This window comes from Sphingorhabdus sp. EL138 (assembly GCF_900258045.1).
Lineage (GTDB): Bacteria > Pseudomonadota > Alphaproteobacteria > Sphingomonadales > Sphingomonadaceae > Parasphingorhabdus.
Window position 1 is genome coordinate 386,760 of record NZ_OGVD01000002.1, and the last position, 21,810, is coordinate 408,569.

The 21,810-nt window shown below is 53.9% G+C and carries 21 protein-coding genes; 12 read left to right on the forward strand and 9 right to left on the reverse strand.

The window, feature by feature from the left end; all coding sequences use genetic code 11:
• Nucleotides 1-11 precede the first annotated feature (11 nt).
• Complete coding sequence (locus tag DK507_RS05255; protein ID WP_109355318.1) at nucleotides 12-518, forward strand: DUF3617 family protein; 507 nt, start codon at nucleotides 12-14, stop codon at nucleotides 516-518.
• A gap of 4 nt (nucleotides 519-522) precedes the next feature.
• Here the strand turns inward: DK507_RS05255 and DK507_RS05260 are convergent, their stop codons facing one another.
• The 3 genes from DK507_RS05260 to DK507_RS05270 are packed head-to-tail and all read right to left on the reverse strand — an operon-like array spanning nucleotide 523 to nucleotide 3,400.
• Nucleotides 523-2,157: an SDR family oxidoreductase gene (locus DK507_RS05260; RefSeq protein ID WP_216822334.1), complete on the reverse strand. Its 1,635-nt coding sequence runs from the start codon at nucleotides 2,155-2,157 to the stop codon at nucleotides 523-525.
• Nucleotides 2,154-2,579: a thiol-disulfide oxidoreductase DCC family protein gene (locus tag DK507_RS05265; protein WP_109355319.1), complete on the reverse strand. Its 426-nt coding sequence runs from the start codon at nucleotides 2,577-2,579 to the stop codon at nucleotides 2,154-2,156. Before DK507_RS05265 ends, DK507_RS05260 begins: the two co-directional genes overlap by 4 nt.
• Nucleotides 2,580-2,626: 47 nt before the next feature.
• Nucleotides 2,627-3,400, reverse strand: a complete 774-nt coding sequence (locus tag DK507_RS05270; RefSeq protein ID WP_162558904.1) for a hypothetical protein — start codon at nucleotides 3,398-3,400, stop codon at nucleotides 2,627-2,629.
• Between the two features lie 129 nt (nucleotides 3,401-3,529).
• Between DK507_RS05270 and DK507_RS05280 the strand changes: the two genes are divergently transcribed.
• Nucleotides 3,530-4,411 carry a LysR family transcriptional regulator gene (locus DK507_RS05280; protein WP_162558905.1) on the forward strand — a complete coding sequence of 294 codons (882 nt, stop codon included), beginning with the start codon at nucleotides 3,530-3,532 and terminating at the stop codon, nucleotides 4,409-4,411.
• A 24-nt stretch (nucleotides 4,412-4,435) separates the two neighbouring features.
• Here DK507_RS05280 and DK507_RS05285 read toward each other — a convergent pair whose 3' ends face one another.
• Entirely contained in the window at nucleotides 4,436-5,170 is a 735-nt protein-coding gene (locus tag DK507_RS05285) for an SIMPL domain-containing protein (RefSeq protein WP_109355323.1), read from the reverse strand.
• Nucleotides 5,171-5,282: 112 nt separating this feature from the next.
• On the opposite strand from DK507_RS05285, the gene DK507_RS05290 reads away from it, so the two are divergent.
• A complete protein-coding gene (locus tag DK507_RS05290; protein ID WP_109355324.1) occupies nucleotides 5,283-5,723 on the forward strand; it encodes a VOC family protein in 441 nt (146 codons plus the stop codon).
• A 14-nt stretch (nucleotides 5,724-5,737) separates the two neighbouring features.
• On the opposite strand, the gene DK507_RS05295 is transcribed toward DK507_RS05290, so the two are convergent.
• Entirely contained in the window at nucleotides 5,738-7,462 is a 1,725-nt protein-coding gene (locus DK507_RS05295) for a diguanylate cyclase (protein ID WP_109355325.1), read from the reverse strand.
• Nucleotides 7,463-7,572: 110 nt separating this feature from the next.
• Here DK507_RS05295 and gloB point away from each other — a divergent pair, with 110 nt between their 5' ends.
• The gene (gene gloB, locus DK507_RS05300; protein ID WP_109355326.1) at nucleotides 7,573-8,295 is read left to right on the forward strand and encodes a hydroxyacylglutathione hydrolase; all 723 of its coding nucleotides are present in this window, start codon (nucleotides 7,573-7,575) and stop codon (nucleotides 8,293-8,295) included.
• Between the two features lie 82 nt (nucleotides 8,296-8,377).
• Nucleotides 8,378-8,794, forward strand: coding sequence for a hypothetical protein (locus tag DK507_RS05305; protein WP_109355327.1), 417 nt, complete (start codon nucleotides 8,378-8,380; stop codon nucleotides 8,792-8,794).
• 22 nt (nucleotides 8,795-8,816) lie between these two features.
• On the opposite strand, the gene DK507_RS05310 is transcribed toward DK507_RS05305, so the two are convergent.
• From DK507_RS05310 to DK507_RS05320, 3 genes are all read right to left on the reverse strand, one after another.
• Entirely contained in the window at nucleotides 8,817-10,574 is a 1,758-nt protein-coding gene (locus tag DK507_RS05310) for a long-chain fatty acid--CoA ligase (protein WP_109355538.1), read from the reverse strand.
• Nucleotides 10,575-10,757: 183 nt separating this feature from the next.
• Nucleotides 10,758-12,464, reverse strand: a complete 1,707-nt coding sequence (ggt, locus tag DK507_RS05315) for a gamma-glutamyltransferase (protein WP_109355539.1) — start codon at nucleotides 12,462-12,464, stop codon at nucleotides 10,758-10,760.
• A gap of 38 nt (nucleotides 12,465-12,502) precedes the next feature.
• Nucleotides 12,503-13,546 carry a quinone-dependent dihydroorotate dehydrogenase gene (locus DK507_RS05320; protein ID WP_109355540.1) on the reverse strand — a complete coding sequence of 348 codons (1,044 nt, stop codon included), beginning with the start codon at nucleotides 13,544-13,546 and terminating at the stop codon, nucleotides 12,503-12,505.
• 134 nt (nucleotides 13,547-13,680) lie between these two features.
• Here DK507_RS05320 and DK507_RS05325 point away from each other — a divergent pair, with 134 nt between their 5' ends.
• From DK507_RS05325 to DK507_RS05350, 6 genes are all read left to right on the forward strand, one after another.
• Nucleotides 13,681-14,844, forward strand: coding sequence for an isovaleryl-CoA dehydrogenase (locus DK507_RS05325; RefSeq protein WP_109355541.1), 1,164 nt, complete (start codon nucleotides 13,681-13,683; stop codon nucleotides 14,842-14,844).
• Nucleotides 14,844-15,806 (forward strand): NAD(P)-dependent oxidoreductase, encoded by a 963-nt coding sequence (locus DK507_RS05330; RefSeq protein ID WP_109355328.1) that lies wholly within the window; start codon nucleotides 14,844-14,846, stop codon nucleotides 15,804-15,806. Before DK507_RS05325 ends, DK507_RS05330 begins: the two co-directional genes overlap by 1 nt.
• A complete protein-coding gene (locus DK507_RS05335) occupies nucleotides 15,803-16,489 on the forward strand; it encodes a glutathione S-transferase family protein (RefSeq protein ID WP_109355329.1) in 687 nt (228 codons plus the stop codon). The genes DK507_RS05330 and DK507_RS05335 overlap by 4 nt, the downstream gene beginning before the upstream one ends.
• A 123-nt stretch (nucleotides 16,490-16,612) precedes the next feature.
• Complete coding sequence (locus DK507_RS05340; RefSeq protein WP_109355330.1) at nucleotides 16,613-18,100, forward strand: SulP family inorganic anion transporter; 1,488 nt, start codon at nucleotides 16,613-16,615, stop codon at nucleotides 18,098-18,100.
• A 127-nt stretch (nucleotides 18,101-18,227) separates the two neighbouring features.
• Nucleotides 18,228-18,860 (forward strand): glutathione S-transferase family protein, encoded by a 633-nt coding sequence (locus tag DK507_RS05345; RefSeq protein WP_109355331.1) that lies wholly within the window; start codon nucleotides 18,228-18,230, stop codon nucleotides 18,858-18,860.
• A complete protein-coding gene (locus DK507_RS05350) occupies nucleotides 18,860-19,762 on the forward strand; it encodes a DMT family transporter (protein ID WP_216822335.1) in 903 nt (300 codons plus the stop codon). Before DK507_RS05345 ends, DK507_RS05350 begins: the two co-directional genes overlap by 1 nt.
• Here the strand turns inward: DK507_RS05350 and DK507_RS05355 are convergent.
• Entirely contained in the window at nucleotides 19,737-20,258 is a 522-nt protein-coding gene (locus DK507_RS05355; protein ID WP_109355332.1) for a sterol desaturase family protein, read from the reverse strand. The genes DK507_RS05350 and DK507_RS05355 overlap by 26 nt on opposite strands.
• A gap of 113 nt (nucleotides 20,259-20,371) precedes the next feature.
• Here DK507_RS05355 and leuC point away from each other — a divergent pair, with 113 nt between their 5' ends.
• Complete coding sequence (gene leuC, locus DK507_RS05360) at nucleotides 20,372-21,808, forward strand: 3-isopropylmalate dehydratase large subunit (RefSeq protein WP_109355333.1); 1,437 nt, start codon at nucleotides 20,372-20,374, stop codon at nucleotides 21,806-21,808.
• The last annotated feature ends 2 nt before the right edge of the window (nucleotides 21,809-21,810 follow it).

A 21,810-nucleotide genomic window follows, 5' to 3' on the forward strand; every position in this document is an offset into this window, starting at 1 on the left:
GCCTCATTGCCATGACCAACAAATATCTTTTACCACTTTTGTCGGCTCCTCTCATGCTGGCAGCTTGTGGCAGTGGTGGAGATGGCAGTCCAACAGAAGGCGAGTATAAACAGACGGTCAAAATTACCGAGCTGGACTTTCCGGGCATATCGGCGGACGTTAAAGAGCGAACTATCGCGCAAATGGAACAGGCGGCTGGCGGCGGCACTGGTGGTCTTTTTTGTATGAAAGGCGGCGACAATGGTCAGCAATGGAAAGAGGCGGCCAAGCAAATGTCCGGAGCTTTGGGCGGTCAATGCGAAACCATCAAGGACGAGGGGTCGGCGACTTCACTTGATCTGGAAATGACCTGCAAAGGCACAGCCAAAGGCGATATCAATATTGTCATGACCGGACAGGCTAACCCTGACGGTTATGACAGCACTATGTCATTCGACATAAAAGATCCGGACAGCGGCGAAACTGCCAAACTGGCCATGAATATCGGTGCAGAGCGTCAGGGCGATTGTCCAAGCTAAGCCATCAACTTTCCGTAGGCTCCAGCCAGCCGTGATAATGGACCATCAGTCCGACGACCGGTAAAATAATCGGCACATCGAAGTGGAACTTTCCATCGCCGTCCCATTCGCTTGCCGGTGATTGGGGGGCGAGGAAGAGTGGCAGCGGAACAAACCAGAATTTCCAGCCAGTCATTTCCATCCGAAGGCCATTATCTGTGCTCGGCAAAGCAAACAGAAACTGAAAAGGTCCGAAGCGCTCGGTTAGATGATCGCCGGTTTTTTGCAGGCGACTGGAAAAAGCATTTCCCGAAAAGCGGCGTGTCCAGGTTTCACCTGTCTCATCAACTGCAATGTGAACGTTGAGATCATGTACGCCGGCTGACGGAAATCCGAAAATTTTCGCAGCCAGTTTGGCAAAGGGGTTTGTGCCATTCGCAACCTGTGCTTTGCCCCGAAAGCCGCCATCGCGAACAACGCTGTGCAGTTTTTGCAAGCTGGACGGCAGCTTGGTGAATTCGGAGCCCATGACCCGCTGGTAAAGCGATGGTCCCGGGTCGACGGCCCGGGTCTGATGAGAAATGGCATAGCCGTCAAACAGCGGCTGAAATTCTGCCACCGTGAGAAGTTTGCTGGCATCATATGCACCGGATTCTAGCTGCCCCTGCAGTATTTTTTCAGTCAGGATCACGGCAGCAAATGTCGGGATTTGCGGGCCATCGCCTTTTCGGGCAATCAAGGTCCAGCTTTTCTGGCAGGGCTGATCATCCTTGTGGCCGAACAGGTCTACTTTCATTGCGGATATGTCAGAACCCATAGCACGGGTCATGTTTTGCAATCTGAGCAGAGCCTTCGCCATTGGTTTTAGCGACCCGATCCAGCCCCAGCGCACAGGCCAGCTTGCAAGCCATAATGCCCGATTCTGAAATCCCAGCTCCGTACCTGCACGAAAATGAACAGCAGGCTGGTTGGCAAACTGTCGGGGCACAAGATCCAAGTCGGGAACGTCTGCCAGTCCGACCAGGCGATTATCAATCACCGGTGAGCCATGCAGAGCAAAACTGACATGACCCATGTCTTGCCAACCATAACCGGTTTGCCATTGTCCTCCGCGCCGTATCGTTATCGGCTTTCCAACATAGCTGAGAATGGCTTTGCTGACCGATGGTCCTGCGGCGGCCTTGTTGGAAGCGCTGATCGCTATCTCGATTGCCTGGATCCGAAAAGGCTCTGATGCCAAATGGCGGATCACTGCTCCCGACAGGGCAGGTACGCTGGATGCGCCGGAAATGACCGGAACTCCGGCGTTGGTAGCGATATTGTTCAGCCTGTCGATGCCGCACACAAAATCCCGGCTATCGGCCAGATCGAGATACGGGACGGCGGCTTTAATGCACTGTTCTACAAGCTGATAGCTGCTGCCTTGAAACGGACCCGCAGCGTCGATGACAATATCCGGTTCGTGCCGCGCAAGGATGGTCGCAATATCTCCATTACGGTCTGCCTGCACAGGTTCGGCATTTTGGATTGCCTGACAGAATTGCCTGGCTTTTTCGAGATTGCGTCCGGCCGCCAGGACATGGTGACCACGCGCCGCAAGTAACTGAGACAAACGCCCTCCAAAGCCGCCATAGCCTCCGAAGATCAGGATGGTCTTCACAGCATGCGGTCTTGAAATTCCGGCTGTGGAAGCCAGCAGGTGTCGCGTTTCCCGAATATGCGATATCGGTTGCGCGCCACAAACAAATAGACCGGGTCACGCAAAAATTTCGGCAGGAAGCTCAGCGCAGAGACGGCTCTCCATGGCCAGCCAAGTCTCGCATAAATCGCCAACACTGCATCGCTGTTGCGCAGCAACCTGTTATCTTGGACAACAATCAGGGTCTCGGGATTGGCGGGATCAATATCATATTCCCGGTAAAGCGCGCTGCCAAAGTCACCTTGCATCGACGCCAGCAGAAAACGTCGCTTGTGATCATGGCGCAATATGAACTGCGCATTGGCCGAACATAAAATGCACTCCGCATCAAAAACCACAATGGCTTTTCCGGCTGTTTGCGGATGTTCGACATTACCCTGCATCGTCCCCTTATATCGCTGGAACGCAGGAAGATATCAACGGGCGGTTGTTATGATTTGCCGTTAACCGACATATAATAAAATTCAACGTTCGTTACGCCAGATTGGAAATATGGCGCGCTGGCTTTATAATCTTCGGTCTGTTGCACTCTTGCGAAGCCATTGGGAGCATCCCACTCCACAAACGTCAATTGACTAGGCGCGTTTAGCGACGTCGCATGAGCCTCCATCTTGGGATTTTTCATCTTGTAGATGAATCGCCCGCCTGCTTCATGTACGGCCTTTTCAATACCGGCCAGATAGCGCTGATAGTCTTCCGGCTTGTCCGGATTGGTCCGTGCGACGACCAGGCTGTAATATTTGTCAGGGTCAAAGGTCAGATCAAGATCATTTTCAACAGCCGCGCTGTAGATCCTGAGTTCATTCCAGGCCCCGGGCCGCAGGGCCTTAATCGCGGGCCATTGGGGCTGGTTCGCCAACTGATTTTCAGAGGCCTGATCCGGATAAGAGAAAAATATCAGTCCAGCGGGTTTGTAGTCGCTGATCACTCGATTATCGATCTTCAGCTGAACCTCTCGTTTCAGGCCGAACTTCTGACCCAGCGGCAGCGCCTGGCGATAATAGGATTGGCGGGCTGCATCAGAATCCGACTTTGCTTCTGGCATGATGATGGAGAGATACTGGCCTTTGGCAACGGTTAATCGGGAGTTTGCGGCTGTAGATTCCGGTGAAGACGATGATTGCGCCAAAAGGGCGGAAGATGGCATGGCCATTGCGACGGCAAGGGTTGAAGCCAGGTTCAGGGCAGTACGGTGGATCGTCATGGGTAGAAGCCTTTTTTGATGATTGAAATGCCTTTGAGCTATTTCGCGTTGCGATATCGCACCTTATTAGAACCGTTTTTGTTGAAATAGTGGATGTATTTTCCTTCTTTGTGGTGCAATAATGCACCAATGGAAAATTGGGATGATTATCGATTCATACTTGCGCTTGATCGGTCAGGCACGGTCCGGGCGGCAGCATTGCTGTTAGGCGTTACGCACAGCACGGTGTCGCGGCGGTTGGCGGTGATTAACGAGCGTTATGGCAAACCTGTTTTTGAACGCACAGCTGGCGGGTACCGGAAAACCGAACTGGGCGCGGAACTGGTCGAGGCTGCACAGCGGATTGAGGAGATCAGCTTTTCCGCTGATCGTCGGCGCAAGGCAAGTGAAACAGAATTATCCGGACCGATTACACTGTCCATTCCAGACGTATTGGGGCAATATCTGTTGCTCGATTATCTTGCCGATTTTTGCCGGCAATATCCGGACATAAAACTGTCACTGCTCAGCAGCTATCGTTTTGCCGACCTTGATCGATCAGAGGCAGATGTCGTGATCAGGGGTGTGGCGAAACCGCCGGATCATCTGGTGGGTCGCCGTCTTTTTCCATATGCGTTGAGCTATTATTGCCGCCGTGATTATCTTGAGAAAACCGGGCCAGCGGATCGGCGGTGGATTGTGGCCGTGACCCCTTCAGGGGCACCACGCTGGATTGCCGATAGTCCGTTTCCCGATGCGCCGGTCAGTATGATGAGTGATGACATCACTTTGCGTCACAAGGCTGCACTTAACGGCCATGGGATGATAAGGGGCGCATGTTACATGAGTGATCCAGAGCCTGACCTTATGCGCTTGCCGCAATCACTGGCGCCCTTTCCAGTAGCCGATTTCTGGGTGCTCACCCATCCCGATCTCAAGAATACGCCGCGCATAAAGTTGCTGATGCGCTTTCTAGCAGCGGCGCTTCTTGAGAATCAGGATTTGATTGAAGGGCGACATGGTTCAACATGAACAGCCGGACCGTGTCGTCTCGCTCTAATCGAGATAGAAGTTAACAGTCGTTACAACACGCACTTTCTTATATGGTGTGTCTGTCACTCCATAGCCGCCGCTATCACCGTCCCGCGAGTTGATCGAGAAATATCCCTGGGTCGCGGACTTGATCCCGCCGACATCGGTTCCGCTATCCTCGGCAAATTGCTCAGCTGATTTACGGGCGTCCTTCGTCGCCTCGGCAACCATTTCCGGTTTGATTTCATCAAGCTTGGTGAACGTATAGCTCATGCCCGAACCGTCCTCTAGGACAACACCGCGGCGGACTAGGTCAAATTGTCGGGCGACGGCCGCTTGGGCTTTCTCGATATCATCGGTGCGCAGAGACAGTCGCTGACGGATAGTGTAACGGGGGATGCCGTTACTGGTATATTGGTTCACATTGGCACCTGTGGGTTTCAATGCATCTCCTTCAAAACCCAGTTCGGTAAAAAATTTGCCGATTGCCGCAGTATCGCGATCCATATCGGCTTGTGCCTCGGCCAGATTGGTGCTTTGTGCACTGTAAGCGATCGTCCAGGTCGCGAGGTCGGCCGTAACTTCACGTTCAGCAAGTCCGCGCACAGTTACGCTGCGGTCCGCCATTTTCGAGCGAAGCAACCCATCTCCCAATAAATAGCCGCCGGCGATCAGGCCGATGGTCAGTAATCCCGCGCTAACCAGTAATACGTTATTCTTTTTATCCAGAAATTTGCTGCCTTCAACATTATCAGTCATTGCTCTTTCCCTTTCGTTCCAAGCCTTTTAAACTGTTTGTAAGATCGCAGTCTGGCTTTGCGGTTACTGCGATGAACTGTTTCTGAACAGCGACGAATGGAGTTTTTCGACGATGCCGATTCAATATTTGCATACAATGCTGCGGGTTACGGAGCCGGATGCTACGGTAAAGTTCTTTAATCTTCTGGGTCTTGAAGAAGTGCGTCGCTACGATAGTGAACAGGGGCGTTTCTCGCTAATCTTCCTCGCCGCGCCGGGGCAAAAAGACGTTGCAGAGGTTGAGCTGACTTATAATTGGCCAGCGGAAGATGGCAGCAGCGAAGATTATGACGGCGGCCGGAATTTCGGTCATCTCGCCTATCGCGTCGATAATATCTACGAGCTTTGTCAGATATTGATGGACGCTGGCGTTACGATCAACCGGCCGCCGCGCGACGGGCATATGGCTTTTGTCCGGACACCCGACAATATCTCGGTTGAACTGTTACAGGCGGGTGATAATCTGCCGGTTCAGGAACCATGGGCGAGCATGGAGAATATAGGGGAATGGTAGGGCTTCTCTGCCCGCTAACCAACCGCCACGCTTGATCCCGGTCTTGGGTCAAGGTTGGAAAGGTCAAAGCTGACGACCTGGTTGCGGCCATTATTCTTGGCATCATAGAGGCGTTTGTCAGCGGTTGACATCACCGCCCGCAAGGACGTTCGTTTTGGTATCGCGGTTATGCCAACGGAAAATGTGACGGGCTGTTTGATTTCACGAACATTCTCATAGACTGCTCGAATGAGCACCTCGCAAATCCTGGTCATTTCCGCGGCAGGATTACTTTTGCGGCTGCCGCGCTCGTCGGGTTTCATCAGCAGGGCAAATTCCTCGCCGCCAATCCGCGCGGTGAAATGACGCGTTTGACCCAGTTCCCTGCCGACTACGCGGAGCACTTCGTCCCCGGTCTCGTGGCCATATTGATCGTTGACCTGCTTGAAAAAGTCGATGTCCAAAATCGCCAAATGGCTATATTTCCGATCGACCATGTTTCGCGTGAACGCTTTTTCCAGGGCGCGGCGGTTGCTGATCGCTGTCAGGCCGTCTGTATCGGCGAGCAGGGTCAGTTCAACCTGTTCCTTCAGCGTATGCTCATGCCTGCGACGCAGTCTCATGATCCGGTTGGCGACACCGAAAGCCAATATGATAGTTTCCAATACCAATACGAAATAGAGCCCATAATCAAGCTCGTGGATCCCGATATAGAGATCCATACCGCGGGCAATGCGGTCGAAACTGAACCCGATAATCGGTGTCCATGCTGCAATCTGAAACCAGATAGCCTTGCTGCCGCGCCGCAGGGCATGAACCATCGTATAAAGGACGACGAGCAAATATGGGATGAAAGAGGCATGATAGAAATTGCGAGTCTGGGTTTCATATCCGTCGGTAGTTTGGAAAACATAGGCGGTTACAAAAACCGGTAGAACGGCCGTCGACAGAAGGATCGGGCGAAGCCATCCCGCAATTTTCCCGGGCTCCACAAACCGATCGAGGAAAAACCCGCTGGCGGCGATTGCAATTGCCAGGGTCCAATAGTTCAGCAGAAACTTCATCGTCAGGCTTGTTTCGGGGAAAGCCAGGAAGATTAAGCCGGAAGAACTGAACGTATAAACCACCGTTCCCAGTATCATGACACTGTGCCAAAGCATGAAGCTATGTCTCAGGGCACCATAGAAAAAGACATTGTAGAAAAAAGGCATGATCGCCATGCCGCACAGAAGAGCAAACATGGTCGATAGTGGCAGTTTGAGATCGTCCCATCGTTTTTTCGACGCAAGCTGTATCAATGTTATTGAACTGGCTACGCGCGGATTATCGAGCGAAAGATACACCGTTTCGATCTGGCTGCGCGTTGCGGCATCCTCAGATCCCGGTATTGGCAGGCCATAATGACCCTTGGGACGCCAACTGTCGATCACTTGCTGTTCCGAAAAATAGGCGGACTTGATTGTGCCGTCGGTCAATATGGAATGCACCGCCATAGCGCTTAAACCATTATTGTCGCCTTGTACTTCGATAGCACCTGCAGGGAGTGAACCTGCCTGGAACGGGACTTTGACCCATAATCTTGACCCGGCGAAGTCATATTTGTTGTCGGAGCAGTCAAATTGGTCGCTTTTTGCGACAACTTCGGAAATCTTGCCATCGAGGCCGGTGCCGAAAGTGCACAGCTCATCGGCGAGGGAAACATTTGCGCTCGCGGGAGCGCACAGGCTTATAAATGCCAGAAATATAACCCAAATACGCAACTGGCTTCCTCTCCGAAAACACCGGTAATCAGGTTGCGGGCCTTAGTGTAAAAGGGTTAGCGGCCAGTTAACTATCGACAAGATTGGGGAAAAAAGGTAATTTGCTACCTATGCTTGAAATCATCCGTATTCCCGTTTTGTCCGACAATTATGTCTGGCTGGTCCATGAGCCACAGTCCAAGGAAACCATGGTAGTCGACCCGGCGGTCGCCGGGCCTGTTCTTGCTGAAGCAGATGCGCGTGGCTGGAAAATCACCCAGATATGGAACACCCACTGGCACCCGGACCATACCGGCGGCAACACCGAGATAAAGGAAGCGACTGGTTGCCACATTACCGGTCCGGAAGCGGAAAAAGACCGCATTCCAACCCTGGATAGGATGGTGAAAGAGGGTGATCAGGTTCGTTTGGGCAGTGTCGTGGCGGATGTCATCGACGTTCCAGCTCATACGGCAGGTCACATAGCTTTTCATGTTGCCGACGAGAAAGTCGTTTTTGTCGGGGATACGCTGTTTGCGATGGGATGCGGACGATTGTTCGAAGGAACGGCCGCTCAAATGTTTGATAATATGCAGAGACTGTCGAAATTGCCGGGTGATACACAGGTCTATTGTGCGCATGAATATACGCAGGCCAATGGTGAATATGCCCTGGTGGCAGAACCGGATAATCAGGCACTGAAAGAGCGTATGGATTCAGTGTTGGCTGCCCGTGCAAAAGGCGAAGCCACTGTCCCGACGACGATCGCATTGGAAGCGGCCACCAATCCATTCATGCGTGCGGTTTCGGTGGAGCAATTGGCGGATCGGCGCACCGCCAAGGACAATTTCTGAATAGGAAATTTTACGGATTTCAGAATCCCGGCAATGTATGATACACTATTTCATCGATGGGGGACATCGAAGGAGAATAGTTATGCGTAAAATGATCTTCACATTACCTCTGGCGATAATGCTCGCGGCGCCGGCGGCACATAGTGGTACCTCTGAAATCAAGCTCAGCGAAAAAGATCAGACCAAATTTGACAAGATCGTCGCCGGGAGAACGGCCGGCAAGCCGGTAAGCTGTATTAGCCGGATCGACCAGGATAATCTGCGGGTCGTCGGTGATAAGTATCTTGTCTACAGCCGGTCGCGGAACGCCAAGACCTTGTATGTAAACGAACCTCATGGCGGATGCCGCGATGTTGATCGCAACACGCTGGTCACACGCAAGTTTTCCAGCAACTTATGTCGCGGTGAAATCGCTCAGGTCAAAGATCTGGTAACCGGGACATTTGTGGACAGCTGTTCTTTCGGTTCGTTCGTACCTTATACCAAGACTGAAAGCTGATTTCTTAGAGCAACTGACGCACTTATTTTTTGTAAAGCGCGTTTAATCGCTCTTGATAGCGTTCCCGAATGATATGGCGCCGGATCTTCATACTCGGCGTCAGTTCTTCGTTTTCGATTGCAAAAGGTTCATCGGCAAACTCGAAACGGCGGACCTTTTCGGTCACCGTCAGGTTTTTGTTCACCCGGTCAACCGCTTTGCTCACCGCTGATTTGAAGGCTGGATTGGCCTGTAGTTTGAGGAAGTCATAAGCCATGCCTTCCTTGCGGGACCATTCCAGTGCCCATTCCGGATCAGGTACAATGAGCCCGACCATGTAGGGCCGCTTGTCACCAATGATCATCGCCTGTAATATTTCCGGTTGCAGGGTCAGCATGCCCTCAAGCTTCTGCGGAGCGACATTTTCACCCTTGTCATTGACGATCAGGTCCTTCTTGCGATCGGTTATCGCAACCCGCCCTGCTTCGTCGATCAATCCAATGTCGCCGGTGTGCAGCCATCCATCGATAATGACGCGGTCAGTTTCGGCCTGATTGCGCCAATAGCCCTTCATGACCAGTTCGCCGCGAACCAATATTTCGCCGTCATCGGCAATCCTGACTTCCGTATCGATCATCGGTGGGCCGACCGTATCCATTTTCAGGCCGGTGCGTGGCCGGTTACAGGAAATAATCGGGCCAGATTCGGTCTGGCCATAGCCTTGCAACAAGGTCAGCCCCAATGACTGAAAAAACACCCCTATATCTGGGTTAAGTGGCGCCCCGCCTGATACCATCGCCTTGATCCGCCCGCCAAAGCGTTTCTGGACCTTTGGACGGAGTGTCTTGTTCAGGAAAATATCCATCGGCTTGTCACGCTTGCGTTTTTTGCCGCTGGCCACCCGTTCGCCCATAGCCAATGCCTTGCCGAGTAGATAATTCGGCATCTTGCCCTGTTTTTCGACCGTTTTTATGAGCCGTTGGCGCAAAACCTCGAACAGGCGCGGAACCACGACCATTATGGTTGGCCGGACTTCCTCAATGTTGGAGGCAAGCTTTTCGAGCCCCTCGGAATAATAGATTTCCGCGCCCAGGCCGATTGGGAAAAACTGTCCGGCGCTGTGTTCATAGGCATGGCTTAGGGGAAGGAATGACAGGAATACCTCGTCATCCCATCCAAAATCATTTTCGATGACTTCTGCCGGCCCTTTGACATTGTGCAGGATTGCACCGTGCGGCTGCATCACGCCGCGGGGCTTGCCGCCTGTGCCGCTCGTATAGATGATACAGGCAACATCATCCCGTTTTATGTCGGCGGCATCAGCGCTTATTTCAGCAACATCCTCGTCCGTGCCTTCAATCAGTTTGTTCCACTGATGAATGGAAAAATCACCCGACTGGCCGATGCGCAGGTCTGACATGCCGATTACAATATCGGCATCTGCAGATTTTATGACCGGAGGTATCAGGTTTTGCGCCAGTTTCTGATCGGAGACAATCACCGCTTTCGCACCGCTATTGTCCAATATATGCTGGTGATCGTTTGGCGTGTTGGTCGTGTAGGTCGGGACGGTAATACATTTTGCCGCCATGATCGCCAGATCGGCAATGCACCATTGCGGGCAATTATCGGCCACCAGCATGATGCGGTCGCCTGGTTTCAAACCGAGTTTCTGGAATGATTTGGCCAGTGCCGCCACTTGCCTCGCCGCTTCCGCCCAACTTATTGCGCGCCATTCCCCGTCTATTTTCGCGCTTAAGAACGGCTTGTCACCACCTTCGCTGGCGCGCTGAAAAAACATGGAAACAAGGTTGGAAAACCCGTCAAATTCAAGATAGCGGTTGCTCGCTTTTTTTGCCGACACTCTATTCACCCTCTCGCGCGGCCAATCCCAATAACGGGCAGCCCCCAATTATGGCTATAGGCTAGCGTGGATAAAAGTTTCGGGCAATGGTTTCCAACATAGAGACGGGAATTGTCTCCCTCAAGGCAACTCGCTAACCGCTTCACCGGTGCTACGCGGATCAACTGCGCCGACCCAGCCCTTGTCAGTTTTCTGCGCGCCAGCAAGCTTTGAAGGCAGGTTGTTGGTGACTACCGTGTGACCGAGGCGAGCCAAGTCATTTCGCAAGGCAATCAGATCACTGTCATTTTCAATCAGCAGTCCCGAGCCGCCGAAATAGATATTGGGCATCGCCATGGCATCTTTCAGCGGCAATCCGTAATCCAACACGCCGATCAAGGTTTTGGTAACATGCATGATGATGCGCTTCCCGCCCGCCGAACCCAAGGCGAGAATCGGTTGTCCTTTGGCATCATAAACAATTGTCGGCGACATTGAGGAAAGGGGGCGTTTGCCTGCCTGCACCCTGTTTGCAACAGGTGCTCCATCTTTTTCCGGTGCGAATGTGAAGTCCGTGAGTTCGTTGTTGAGCACCATTCCGCGGGCCAGCAATTGGCTGCCAAACGGCCCTTCGACTGTGGATGTCATGTTGGCAATATTGCCTTCACCATCGACGGCAGTGAAATGGGTTGTTCCAGCAACTTCCGATGAAATAGCGGCCGTACGAGGCGAAGCGCCAGGTGGATTTCCTGCAGGATAGGTTTCTATCCCCGGAAATTGCGGCCGTGTGCGCTGCAATGCGATCATCTTTGAACGTTTTGCCAAATAATTCTTGTCAATCAAGCCAGCGACCGGAACCGACACAAAATCCTGATCCGCCAGATATTTTTCGCGATCCGCATAAGCGAGCCGCATCGCTTCGCCGATGACATGCCATGCGCGCGCTGGTTCTTTTTCATAGAGCGCGCCCATGTCAAATCGCTCGATGGAGCCTAAAATCTGAAGAACTGTTGTCGCTCCCGAGGATGGCGGGCCCATGCCGCAAATCCGATATTCGCGATAGGTGGAGCAGACTGGTTGTCTTAAAATTGCGCTGTAATTATCAAAATCCTGCTGTGTCAGCACCGACGAGTTTTGCGTTGCATTGCCAACTGCCGCCGAAATCGCGGCCACTGTCTCACCTGAATAAAAAGCCTCGGCTCCGCCGGCCTGAAGTTCACGGAGCAATTGACCGAGCTCAGGATTTTTAATGATCGTCCCGCGCGGAGCAGGGGCACCATCACGCCAGTACAGCTTTTGCATGTCGGGGAATTTCACCCAGAGTTTTTCGAGCCGCTTCATCCAGTCATATTGCGGCGCGCTCACTGCATAGCCCTCTTCGGCAAGCCTGATTGCAGGGTCAAACAGTTTTTCCCAGGGTAGTTTACCCCATTTTTTATGCGCCATCTCCATCAGCCGCATGTTACCGGGCACGCCTACGGATTTCCCGCCCGGCGTTGCGTCGCGCCATCCCAGCGGCTTACCATCTTCGCCGAGAAAGCGATCCGGGGCAACAGCGGCAGGAGCCATTTCGCGCCCGTCGATCGTTTCCATCCAGCCGCTTTTGCCATCATGGTGCAGCAAAAAGCCACCGCCGCCAATGCCGCTCGATTGCGGTTCGACAACAGTGAGCGCCAGCATCATTGCCATGGCGGCATCGGTTGCGGAGCCGCCAGCTTGCAACATCTCAAACCCGGCTTTGGTGGCTTCGGGATGGGCTGATGCGGCAGTACCGGCATTTTGCGCACTGGCCGGAACGGCGAGCGGAGTGATCAGGAAAAAAGCGAGCAAAGTCAGGAGTTTTTTCATGGTGCCAAGTTTTATGGATGGCTTGTCTGTTTGGCAAATCATTTGTCGTCAGCTCCCACGGCATCTGAAACGGATATAAATCCGTCGCGCTTTAACCGTTTAGCCAGTCCACAGCTCATCGCACGCGCCATGGTTGGGCCCTCATATATCATCGCGGTGTAAAGCTGGATAAGCGAAGCGCCCGCACGAATACGTTCATAAGCATCCTCTGCATTGGCGATGCCACCTACGCCGATGAGCGGAATCTCACCGCCACTCGCCTTGCGAAAATCCTTAAGGCGTTGCAGCGCTAGGTCTTTCAATGGCGCGCCAGACAGGCCGCCGGTTTCATCCTGATTGCCCGATTGCAGACTGGGTCGCGTTATCGTTGTATTTGAAACGATAAGCGCATCAATCTTCTGCTTCATGGTGACATCGACAATGTCATCGATATCGGCTGGTTCCAGATCGGGAGCTACTTTGAGGAACACCGGCACTTTGTGATCACCGCGCGCTTGCATGACCGCTGCCAGTAATTCTTCCAGTGCGCCCTTGTCCTGTAAAGCGCGCAGGCCGGGCGTATTGGGAGAGGAAATATTGACGGTCAGGTAATCTGCCAGTGGCGCCATATTCTCGACGCCGATGACATAGTCGGCAATACGGTCCTCACTGTCCTTGTTCGCGCCAATATTGATGCCGAGGACGCCTTTGCCCATCCGATTACGCATCCGCTTGAGACGGGGTGCAGCTTTTTCCTGACCCTCATTGTTAAATCCCAACCGGTTGATGACCGCCTTATCCTCTGGCAATCGGAATATTCGCGGCTTGGGATTGCCCGGCTGCGCACGGGGCGTGAGCGTGCCAACCTCTGCATAGCCAAAGCCCATGCGGATCAGCGCGTCCGGCACTTCGCCATTTTTGTCAAAGCCGGGCGCCATGCCGATGGGATTGGTAAAATCCAGTCCCGCGACGGTTGTGGCTAAAACCCGGTCGGATTTGGGCGCAGGTCCCAAGGGCAGGGTCTTTAGCCCGGCAATGGTGAGGCCGTGGGCTTTTTCCGCTTCGAGCGCGAAAATAAATGGGCGGGCAAGATCATAGAGCATGGCCGGGCCTATGGCATTGCTGAGCGAGATCGGCAATCCTCTGCGCACCACATTCCGCCGTAAAATTTTGCTGCAAATTTTGGTCGCAGTAGCAACCAAATATGATATGCGCGTCCCAGAAAGTTGAGGACGATATGATTGCTACCCCTGATTTTGATTTCCAGCTCGGTGAAATGGCGGATCAAATTCGCGATACGACACGGCGCTTTGCCGATGAGAAGATCAGTCCGCTCGCCCAGAAAATGGACCGGGACGACTGGTTCCCGCGCGAGCTTTGGGAACAGATGGGCGAGCTTGGCCTGCATGGTGTAACCGTAGAGGAAGAAGATGGCGGGTTGGGTCTGGGATATCTGGAGCACGCCATAGCGGTTGAAGAAGTAAGCCGCGGAAGTGCCGCGCTCGGACTATCCTATGGTGCGCATAGCAATCTGTGCGTCAATCAGATCCGCCGGTGGGCATCGCCAGAGCAGAAAGCGAAATATCTGCCAAAACTGATTTCCGGAGAACATGTCGGTTCACTCGCCATGTCGGAAGCCGGTGCGGGCTCGGACGTGGTTTCGATGAAACTCAAGGCCGACGCGGTGCAGGGCGGTTATATATTGAATGGCACCAAGTTCTGGATCACAAACTCAACCGATGCGGATACATTGGTGGTTTATGGCAAGACCCGACCCGATGCGGGGTCTGGTGGTATTACCGCTTTCCTCATTGAAAAGGGCATGAAGGGCTTTTCCATCGGCCAGAAAATCGAGAAAGTCGGGATGAAGGGTAGCCCGACAGCGGAGCTTGTATTTGACGATTGCGAAGTGCCGGAAGAAAATGTCATGGGGCCGATTAATGGCGGTGTTGGCGTACTGATGTCCGGTCTCGATTATGAGCGCGCGGTGCTGGCCGCGATCCCCTTGGGACTGATGCAAGCGTGCCTCGATACCGTCATCCCCTATGTTCGTGAGCGCAAGCAATTTGGTAAACCCATTGGCACGTTCCAGCTGATGCAGGGCAAGATTGCCGATATGTATGTCCGGCTGAACAGTGCGCGGGCCTATGTCTATGCTGTGAACAAGGCGTGTGACGCAAATCAGACAACGCGGTTCGATGCCGCTGGGGCTGTCATGTACGCGTCAGAAAGCAGTGTCCGTGTCGCCGAAGAATCGGTGCAGGCACTGGGCGGTGCCGGTTACACCACCGATTGGCCAGTAGAGCGCTATTGGCGCGATTCCAAGTTGCTCGACATCGGCGCAGGGACCAATGAAATTCGCCGGATGTTGATCGGTCGTGAACTGATCGGTGGCGCCTGATGAAACTGCTGCTCACCGGCTCATCGGGTTGGTTGGGCAGGTTTCTCGCACCCAGGCTTGAGGCCATCGGTCACAAAGTGGTCGGTCTGGACATTGCTACCGGGGATAATACAGACATCGTTGGCTCGGTGGCCGACCGTCCCTTGATCGACAAGACTTTCAGCGACCATGGCATTGAAGCGGTGATCCATGCGGGTGCGCTGCATAAACCTGATATTGTCCGATACCCGAACAGCGCCTTTGTCGATGTTAATGTGACGGGAACGCTGAACCTCTTGGAAGCGGCGGTGCAGGCTGGTCATGATCGGTTTATTTTTACGTCAACAACATCTCTGATGATTTCCGAGAACGTGCGTGCTGGCCGTGCGGGCGGGGCCGAAGAGGCCTTTTGGCTGGATGAAGAATTCGGACCGCTCAAACCGCGTAATATTTATGGCGTGACAAAGATATCGGCGGAGCATTTGTGCCGCCTCTATCACAAGCTGCACGGCATCAATATTGCGGTTTTGCGCACCGGCCGATTTTTCCCGGAGGATGATGACACGCTTGAAGTGCCAAGTGGCCCCAATCTGAAAGCCAATGAATTTTTAAATCGGCGATTGACTGTTGAGGACGCCGCTCAGGCGCATATAGCGGCACTGGATGCCATTACTGACCTGGGGTTCGAGACGTTCATATTATCAGCCCCGACGCCATTTGCCCGGGAAGATTGCAGGCAGCTGATCGAAGATGCACCGTCCGTTATCGCGCGCTATTTTCCCGAAGCCAAAGCCTTGTACAAGAAAAATGGCTGGGTGTTACCGGACCATATTGACCGTATTTATGATCCGGGTAAAGCAGAGCGGCTTCTTGGATTTAGAGGAAAGACTGATTTCGCCAGCATATTGAGGGCTCTGGCAGAAGGCCGCGGGATGCCGTTTCATCATGACCCTGGCTATGTCAGCCCGAAGGAAATTTTATGAGTTACACGCTGATCACCGCAAACCGCAATTATTCAAGCTGGTCTCTGCGCCCGTGGATCTTGATGAAGGCGCTGGATATCCCGTTCAAAGACGACATTATCTATTTTGAACCGGACAATTACGAGCGCTTTCGGACCTTTGCTCCCAATGCGCAGGTCCCCTGTCTGAAGGATGGTGACCGCACGATTTGGGATTCACTCGCTATCATGGAATATCTCGCCGAACGGCATGATGGTGTCTGGCCGGTGGACGAAAAAGCGCGAACTTGGGCCCGTTGTGCGACGGCCGAAATGCATGGCGGTTTCGCACCACTGCGCAATATTTGCCCGATGAATGTCGGTGTACGGGCCAGGTTACATGATGTTGATGCGCCGCTGCAGCGCAATGTCGATCGGATTGGCGAGCTATTTGCCGAAGGTCTGGACAGCTTTGGCGGACCATGGCTGGCCGGGGACAGTTTTTCCGCTGTTGATGCTTTTTATGCGCCGGTTGCCTATCGTGTGCGGACTTATGACCTTGATATTGGGACAAAAGGCCGGGCATGGGTGGATCACATCATATCCCATCCTGCGATGGAGGCCTGGGAGACCGAGGCTCTTGCTGAAACGCAGCGCGAAATCCAGCATGAAGAGGAAATTGCAGCAGTAGCCACGGTGACGGAAGACTTTCGCATAGCCGTTTGATCTGAAACGGATGCAAAGAGTGGCGCTTCGCTTGACGGTGGCAGGCCAATAGGCCATGGCCGCGCCTGATGATGTTGCGTTGCAGCATTTTAATCTGACATTTCAATCGGTGGGGACCGAATCATGGCAATACACAGCGATTTCAAGCGCGACTGGCTATCCAATCCGAAAACCGAGTTTTTGGCCGGTCTGGTGGTGGCTCTTGCCTTGATTCCGGAAGCTATTGGCTTTGCGATTATCGCCGGTGTCGACCCGCGTGTTGGCCTTTACGCCAGTTTCTCCATCGCGGTGATAATCTCGATGATCGGCGGCCGGCCGGGGATGATTAGCGCTGCGACAGCGGCAGTGGCGGTGTTGGTCGTACCTTTGGTGCGCGATCATGGGGTCGAATATCTGTTCGCTGCGACTATCTTGATGGGTATTTTCCAAGCCATAGCGGCTTTGCTGCGGCTGGACCTGTTGATGCGTTTTGTCTCGCGGTCGGTGATTACCGGCTTTGTAAACGCGCTGGCGATCCTGATTTTCATGGCCCAATTGCCGCAACTGACCGGTGAAGCGTTTACGTGGCAAACCTATGCGATGGTCGCTGCAGGCCTCGCCATCATCTATGGTTTGCCAAAACTGACCAGCTGGGTGCCCTCACCATTGGCGGCAATCATCGTGCTGGCAGCGGTCAGCATATATTTCAGGGTGGATGTCTCGACTGTAGGCGACATGGGTGAGTTGCCCGATAGCCTGCCATGGATCCACATTCCGCAAATCCCGATAACCTGGGAAACACTGCAAATCATTGCGCCTTATTCGCTGGCGATGGCAGCGGTTGGCCTCTTGGAATCCTTGCTCACCGCATCAATCGTTGATGACATGACAGAGACCCGCAGTGACAAGAAGCGCGAAACCTATGGTCAGGGCATTGCCAATTTTGTGACTGGCTGGATCGGTGGCATGGGTGGCTGTGCGATGATTGGCCAGTCGGTGATCAACATCAAATCAGGCGGTCGCCGCCGTCTTTCGACTTTTGTGGCTGGCGTGATGCTGCTGGTGCTGATCGTGGGCCTTGGCCCGCTCGTGGCGCAGATCCCGATGCCGGCGCTGGTGGCGGTGATGATCTTTGTGTCCATCAGCACCTTCCGCTGGAAAAGCTTCACCGAGATCACCCATCATCCGTGGCCTTCCAATGTTGTAATGATTGCGACCGTCGTAATGGTGGTTGCGACCCATGACCTGTCTATCGGTGTGCTTACCGGCGTTCTGCTCTCCGGTATCTTCTTCGCCTGGAAAGTACGTCAGCTGGTGACCATTCAGGATTTTGTCGAGGTGACAACGCACCGCTATGTCTTTGGCGGCCAGATATTCTTCGGCTCGGTCGATATGCTTTATGAAGCGATGGAGTTTAACGAAGAAGGCATTGATACGGTGATTATCGATGTTCATGATGCGCATTTTTGGGATATCTCGGCGACTGGCATGCTCGACAAAATTGTCGAGCGCCTGCAGAACGAAGGCAAGACGGTCGAACTGATCGGTCTGAATGAAGCCAGTGCGACCTTGGTCGAGAAATATAGCGACAATGACAGGCCCTTTGAAAGTCTGGGTGTGGTGGGACACTAGATGCCTGGCTGAGACGGCGTTGCGCGCAGACACAGCGCGCTCAGACATTGTTTTTGTTGTTTGTGCTTTTGACAGCCCCTAGGCTTTGGCATAGCGAAACTGTTCAAACCCCACAGGAGCCTCAGCCATGATCACATTGCACCATCTGGAATATAGCCGTTCAACCCGTATCATCTGGCTGCTGGAAGAGCTCGGGCTGGAATATGAAATGGTGCGGCATCAGAGGCATCCCGAAACCATGCGTGCGCAAGCCGATCTGGCCGCTATCCATCCACTGGCCAAGGCACCGACGGTGATTATCGATGGCCATCTGATGATGGAATCGGGGGCGGTGATTGAGTATATTCTGGAGCAATATGGCGATGGCAAGCTGGCGCCAGCACCGGGTTCCAAAGACCGGGCCGAGTATCTAGAATGGCTGCATTTCGCCGAGGGCACATTGGCCAACCCTGTGATCGTGCAAATGCTCGCACCGCGTTTCGGCGGACTGGGCGAAGGCTATGCACCCTTCGTCGAGGGCGAGGTGGTCAAACTGCTCGACTATGTTGAGCACCATATCGACAATCGTGAATTCCTGGTTGGCGACGGCTTCACCGGTGCTGATATCAATATCATGTATGTTGTCGAGCTCGCCATGGCGGCGGGTATGCTCGCCAATCGCCCGGCAACGATGGATTATGGCAAGCGGATGATGGCACGGGCAGGCTATAAAAAGGCGATTGAACTGGGCGGACCGGTTGTACCTACGCTTGCCGGTTAGTGGCTGCTGCTGATCAGTCGTCGGACCATATTGGCGGGCGATGGCTAACCGCGCTTTTACTAGTTCTGACGCTGTGTGCCTTTGCCGGTAACAGTTTGTTGAATCGCGCGGCACTTGCCGAAAACACCATCGACTGGGCTAGCTTTACTGCCATCCGCCTAGTATCCGGTGCGATCCTGTTGGGGCTGCTATTTGGTTTTCGTCATCGCAGTGCGGTTCTGCCGCGGCGCGATACGATTGTTCCGGCGGTTGCACTTTTTGTTTATGCGGTCAGTTTCTCCTTTGCCTATGTGTCCCTGGATGCCGCCATTGGGGCGTTGATCCTGTTTCCGGCCGGACAATTGAGCCTGCAGATGATCGGCATATTTCGCGGCATCTATCCGACGGCTATTCAATGGGCCGGCTTGTTGCTGGCCATTGCCGGATTAGCTGTCTTTCTGGCACCAGGAGATACTGCGCCACCACTGGTTGGCGGATTGATCATGGCGCTCGCGGGAATTTCTTGGGGTTTCTATAGCTGGGCCGGCAAGGGCGCGGCGCGGCCTGCTCTTGCGACAGCGCGGAATTTTGTCGGCGCGGCGGTGCTGTGCTTGCTCCTGATCCCGTTGCTCGGCAGCGGTGAACAGGTCCAACCAACTGGCATCCTGTTGGCGATAATCTCGGGCACCATCACATCAGGGCTGGGCTATATTACCTGGTATGCTGTCCTGCCGAGATTGTCCGTCAGTACGGCCGCCGCCTCTCAGCTTTCGGTGCCGGCCATTGCCGCGCTGGGCGGAGTGTTGCTGCTGGGTGAAACGCTGACCACGCGGTTTTTCGTCGGCAGCGCGATGATCTTTGCCGGGATCGGTCTTACGATGTTCAAATGGAACGGGTTCAGGTCGCGCCAGCGGAATCTCTGACGACCGCTTTTCCAGTCTCGCGCTGTACCTTTAACTCCGCCTTCAACTTAGCCGGGTCACGGGCAAATACAAAACCAAAGCTCACGCCGCCTTCCTTGCCAATGGTTGCGTGATGCAGCTTGTGGGCTTGCACGAGCCGCTTGGCATAACCGCTTTTTGGTACATATTTAAAGTATCGCTGATGCACCAGACCATCATGGATCAGGGTGTAGATAATGCCATAAAGCAATATTCCGAGCCCTATCCAGGTGCCGGGTTCCCAAGCGGTGCTGCCCATGATCATGGGGCTACCGATAGCAAACATGGAAATACTCATCACCGCGCCGACAATGCCATAAAGATCGTTTTTCTCCAGCACGTTATCATGGGGCTCGTGATGGTCCCGGTGCCAGTTCCAGCCGAAACCGTGCATGATATATTTGTGCGCGCCCCATGCGACAAATTCCATCACCACCACGGAGGCCAGGACAATAGCTATGATTGCAAAAAAGCTCATCTGCTGAAGATACGCCTTTCTGATCGGCTTTTGAAGTCACTTCTGACTTGCGCAGACAATTGATCTGGGTAAACGAAGCACCATATTGAAAAAGAGGATGGTACAAACTCCCGATGACTGAAGCAAAGACCCTGTACGAGAAAATCTGGGATGCCCATGTCGTGGATCAACGCGATGATGGCACGGCGCTGATTTATATCGACCGCCATCTGGTCCATGAAGTGACAAGCCCGCAGGCTTTTGAGGGGTTGCGGAAAGCGGGGCGCCAGGTCCGTCGGCCAGACCTGACGCTGGCCGTTCCCGATCATAATCTGCCGACGACGGCGCGCGTTGATGCGAATGGCAACAAGATACCTATTGCCGACCCGCAAAGCGCCGCGCAGCTGGAAGCACTGGAAACCAATGCGCCGGCCTTTGGCATCAAATATATCGGCGCCAGCGACAGGGAGCAGGGCATTGTCCATGTGATCGGCCCTGAGCAGGGTTTTACGCTGCCAGGCACCACACTGGTTTGCGGTGACAGCCACACGGCGGCCCATGGCGCGCTTGGTGCGCTCGCATTTGGTATCGGAACCAGTGAAGTCGAACATGTCCTCGCAACCCAGACATTGCAGCTATCGCGTTCCAAATCGATGGAAATACGGGTCGAGGGATTGCTTGGCCCCGGTATCAGTCCGAAAGATCTGATTCTGCACATCATTGGTGTGATCGGTGCGGCCGGTGGAACCGGTCATGTCATTGAATATCGCGGCGAAGTCTTCGAGCAAATGTCGATCGAAGGCCGGTTGACCGTGTCCAACATGTCGATTGAGGCAGGTGCGCGCGCCGGATTGATCGCGCCGGATGACAAGACTTTTGCCTATTTGAAAGGCCGTCCGATGGCTCCGAAAGGCGCTGACTGGGATGCCGCCGTCGCTTATTGGAAAACGCTGCGGTCCGATGATGGCGCGCAGTTTGACAAAAGCGTTACGGTCAACGCCGCCGACGTTGCGCCGACCGTTACCTGGGGGACCAGTCCGGAAGATGTGATACCGGTGACCGGTCATATTCCAGCCCCGGAGAGCTTTGCCGATCCGTCGAAGCAGGATGCAGCGCGCAAGTCGCTGGACTATATGGGGCTGGCTTCCGGGCAGGCCCTTAGCGATGTGGCGGTAGAAAATATCTTCATCGGTAGCTGCACCAACAGCCGGATCGAGGATCTGCGTGCGGCCGCAAAAGTACTGGAGGGGCGCAGGAAAGCCGAGGGTGTGAAATGGGCAATTGTGGTTCCCGGATCAGGCCTGGTTAAAGCGCAAGCAGAAGCCGAAGGATTGGACAAGATTTTTACCGCCTCCGGCTTTGAATGGCGCGAACCGGGCTGCTCGGCCTGTCTGGGTATGAACCCTGACAAAGTGCCTGCTGGTGAACGCTGCGCCTCAACGTCCAATCGCAATTTCGTTGGGCGCCAGGGGCCGGGTGCCAGAACCCATCTCATGTCCCCTGCGATGGCCGCTGCGGCAGCGGTTACCGGGAAACTTACTGACGTGCGTGAATTAATGGGCGTGAACTGATA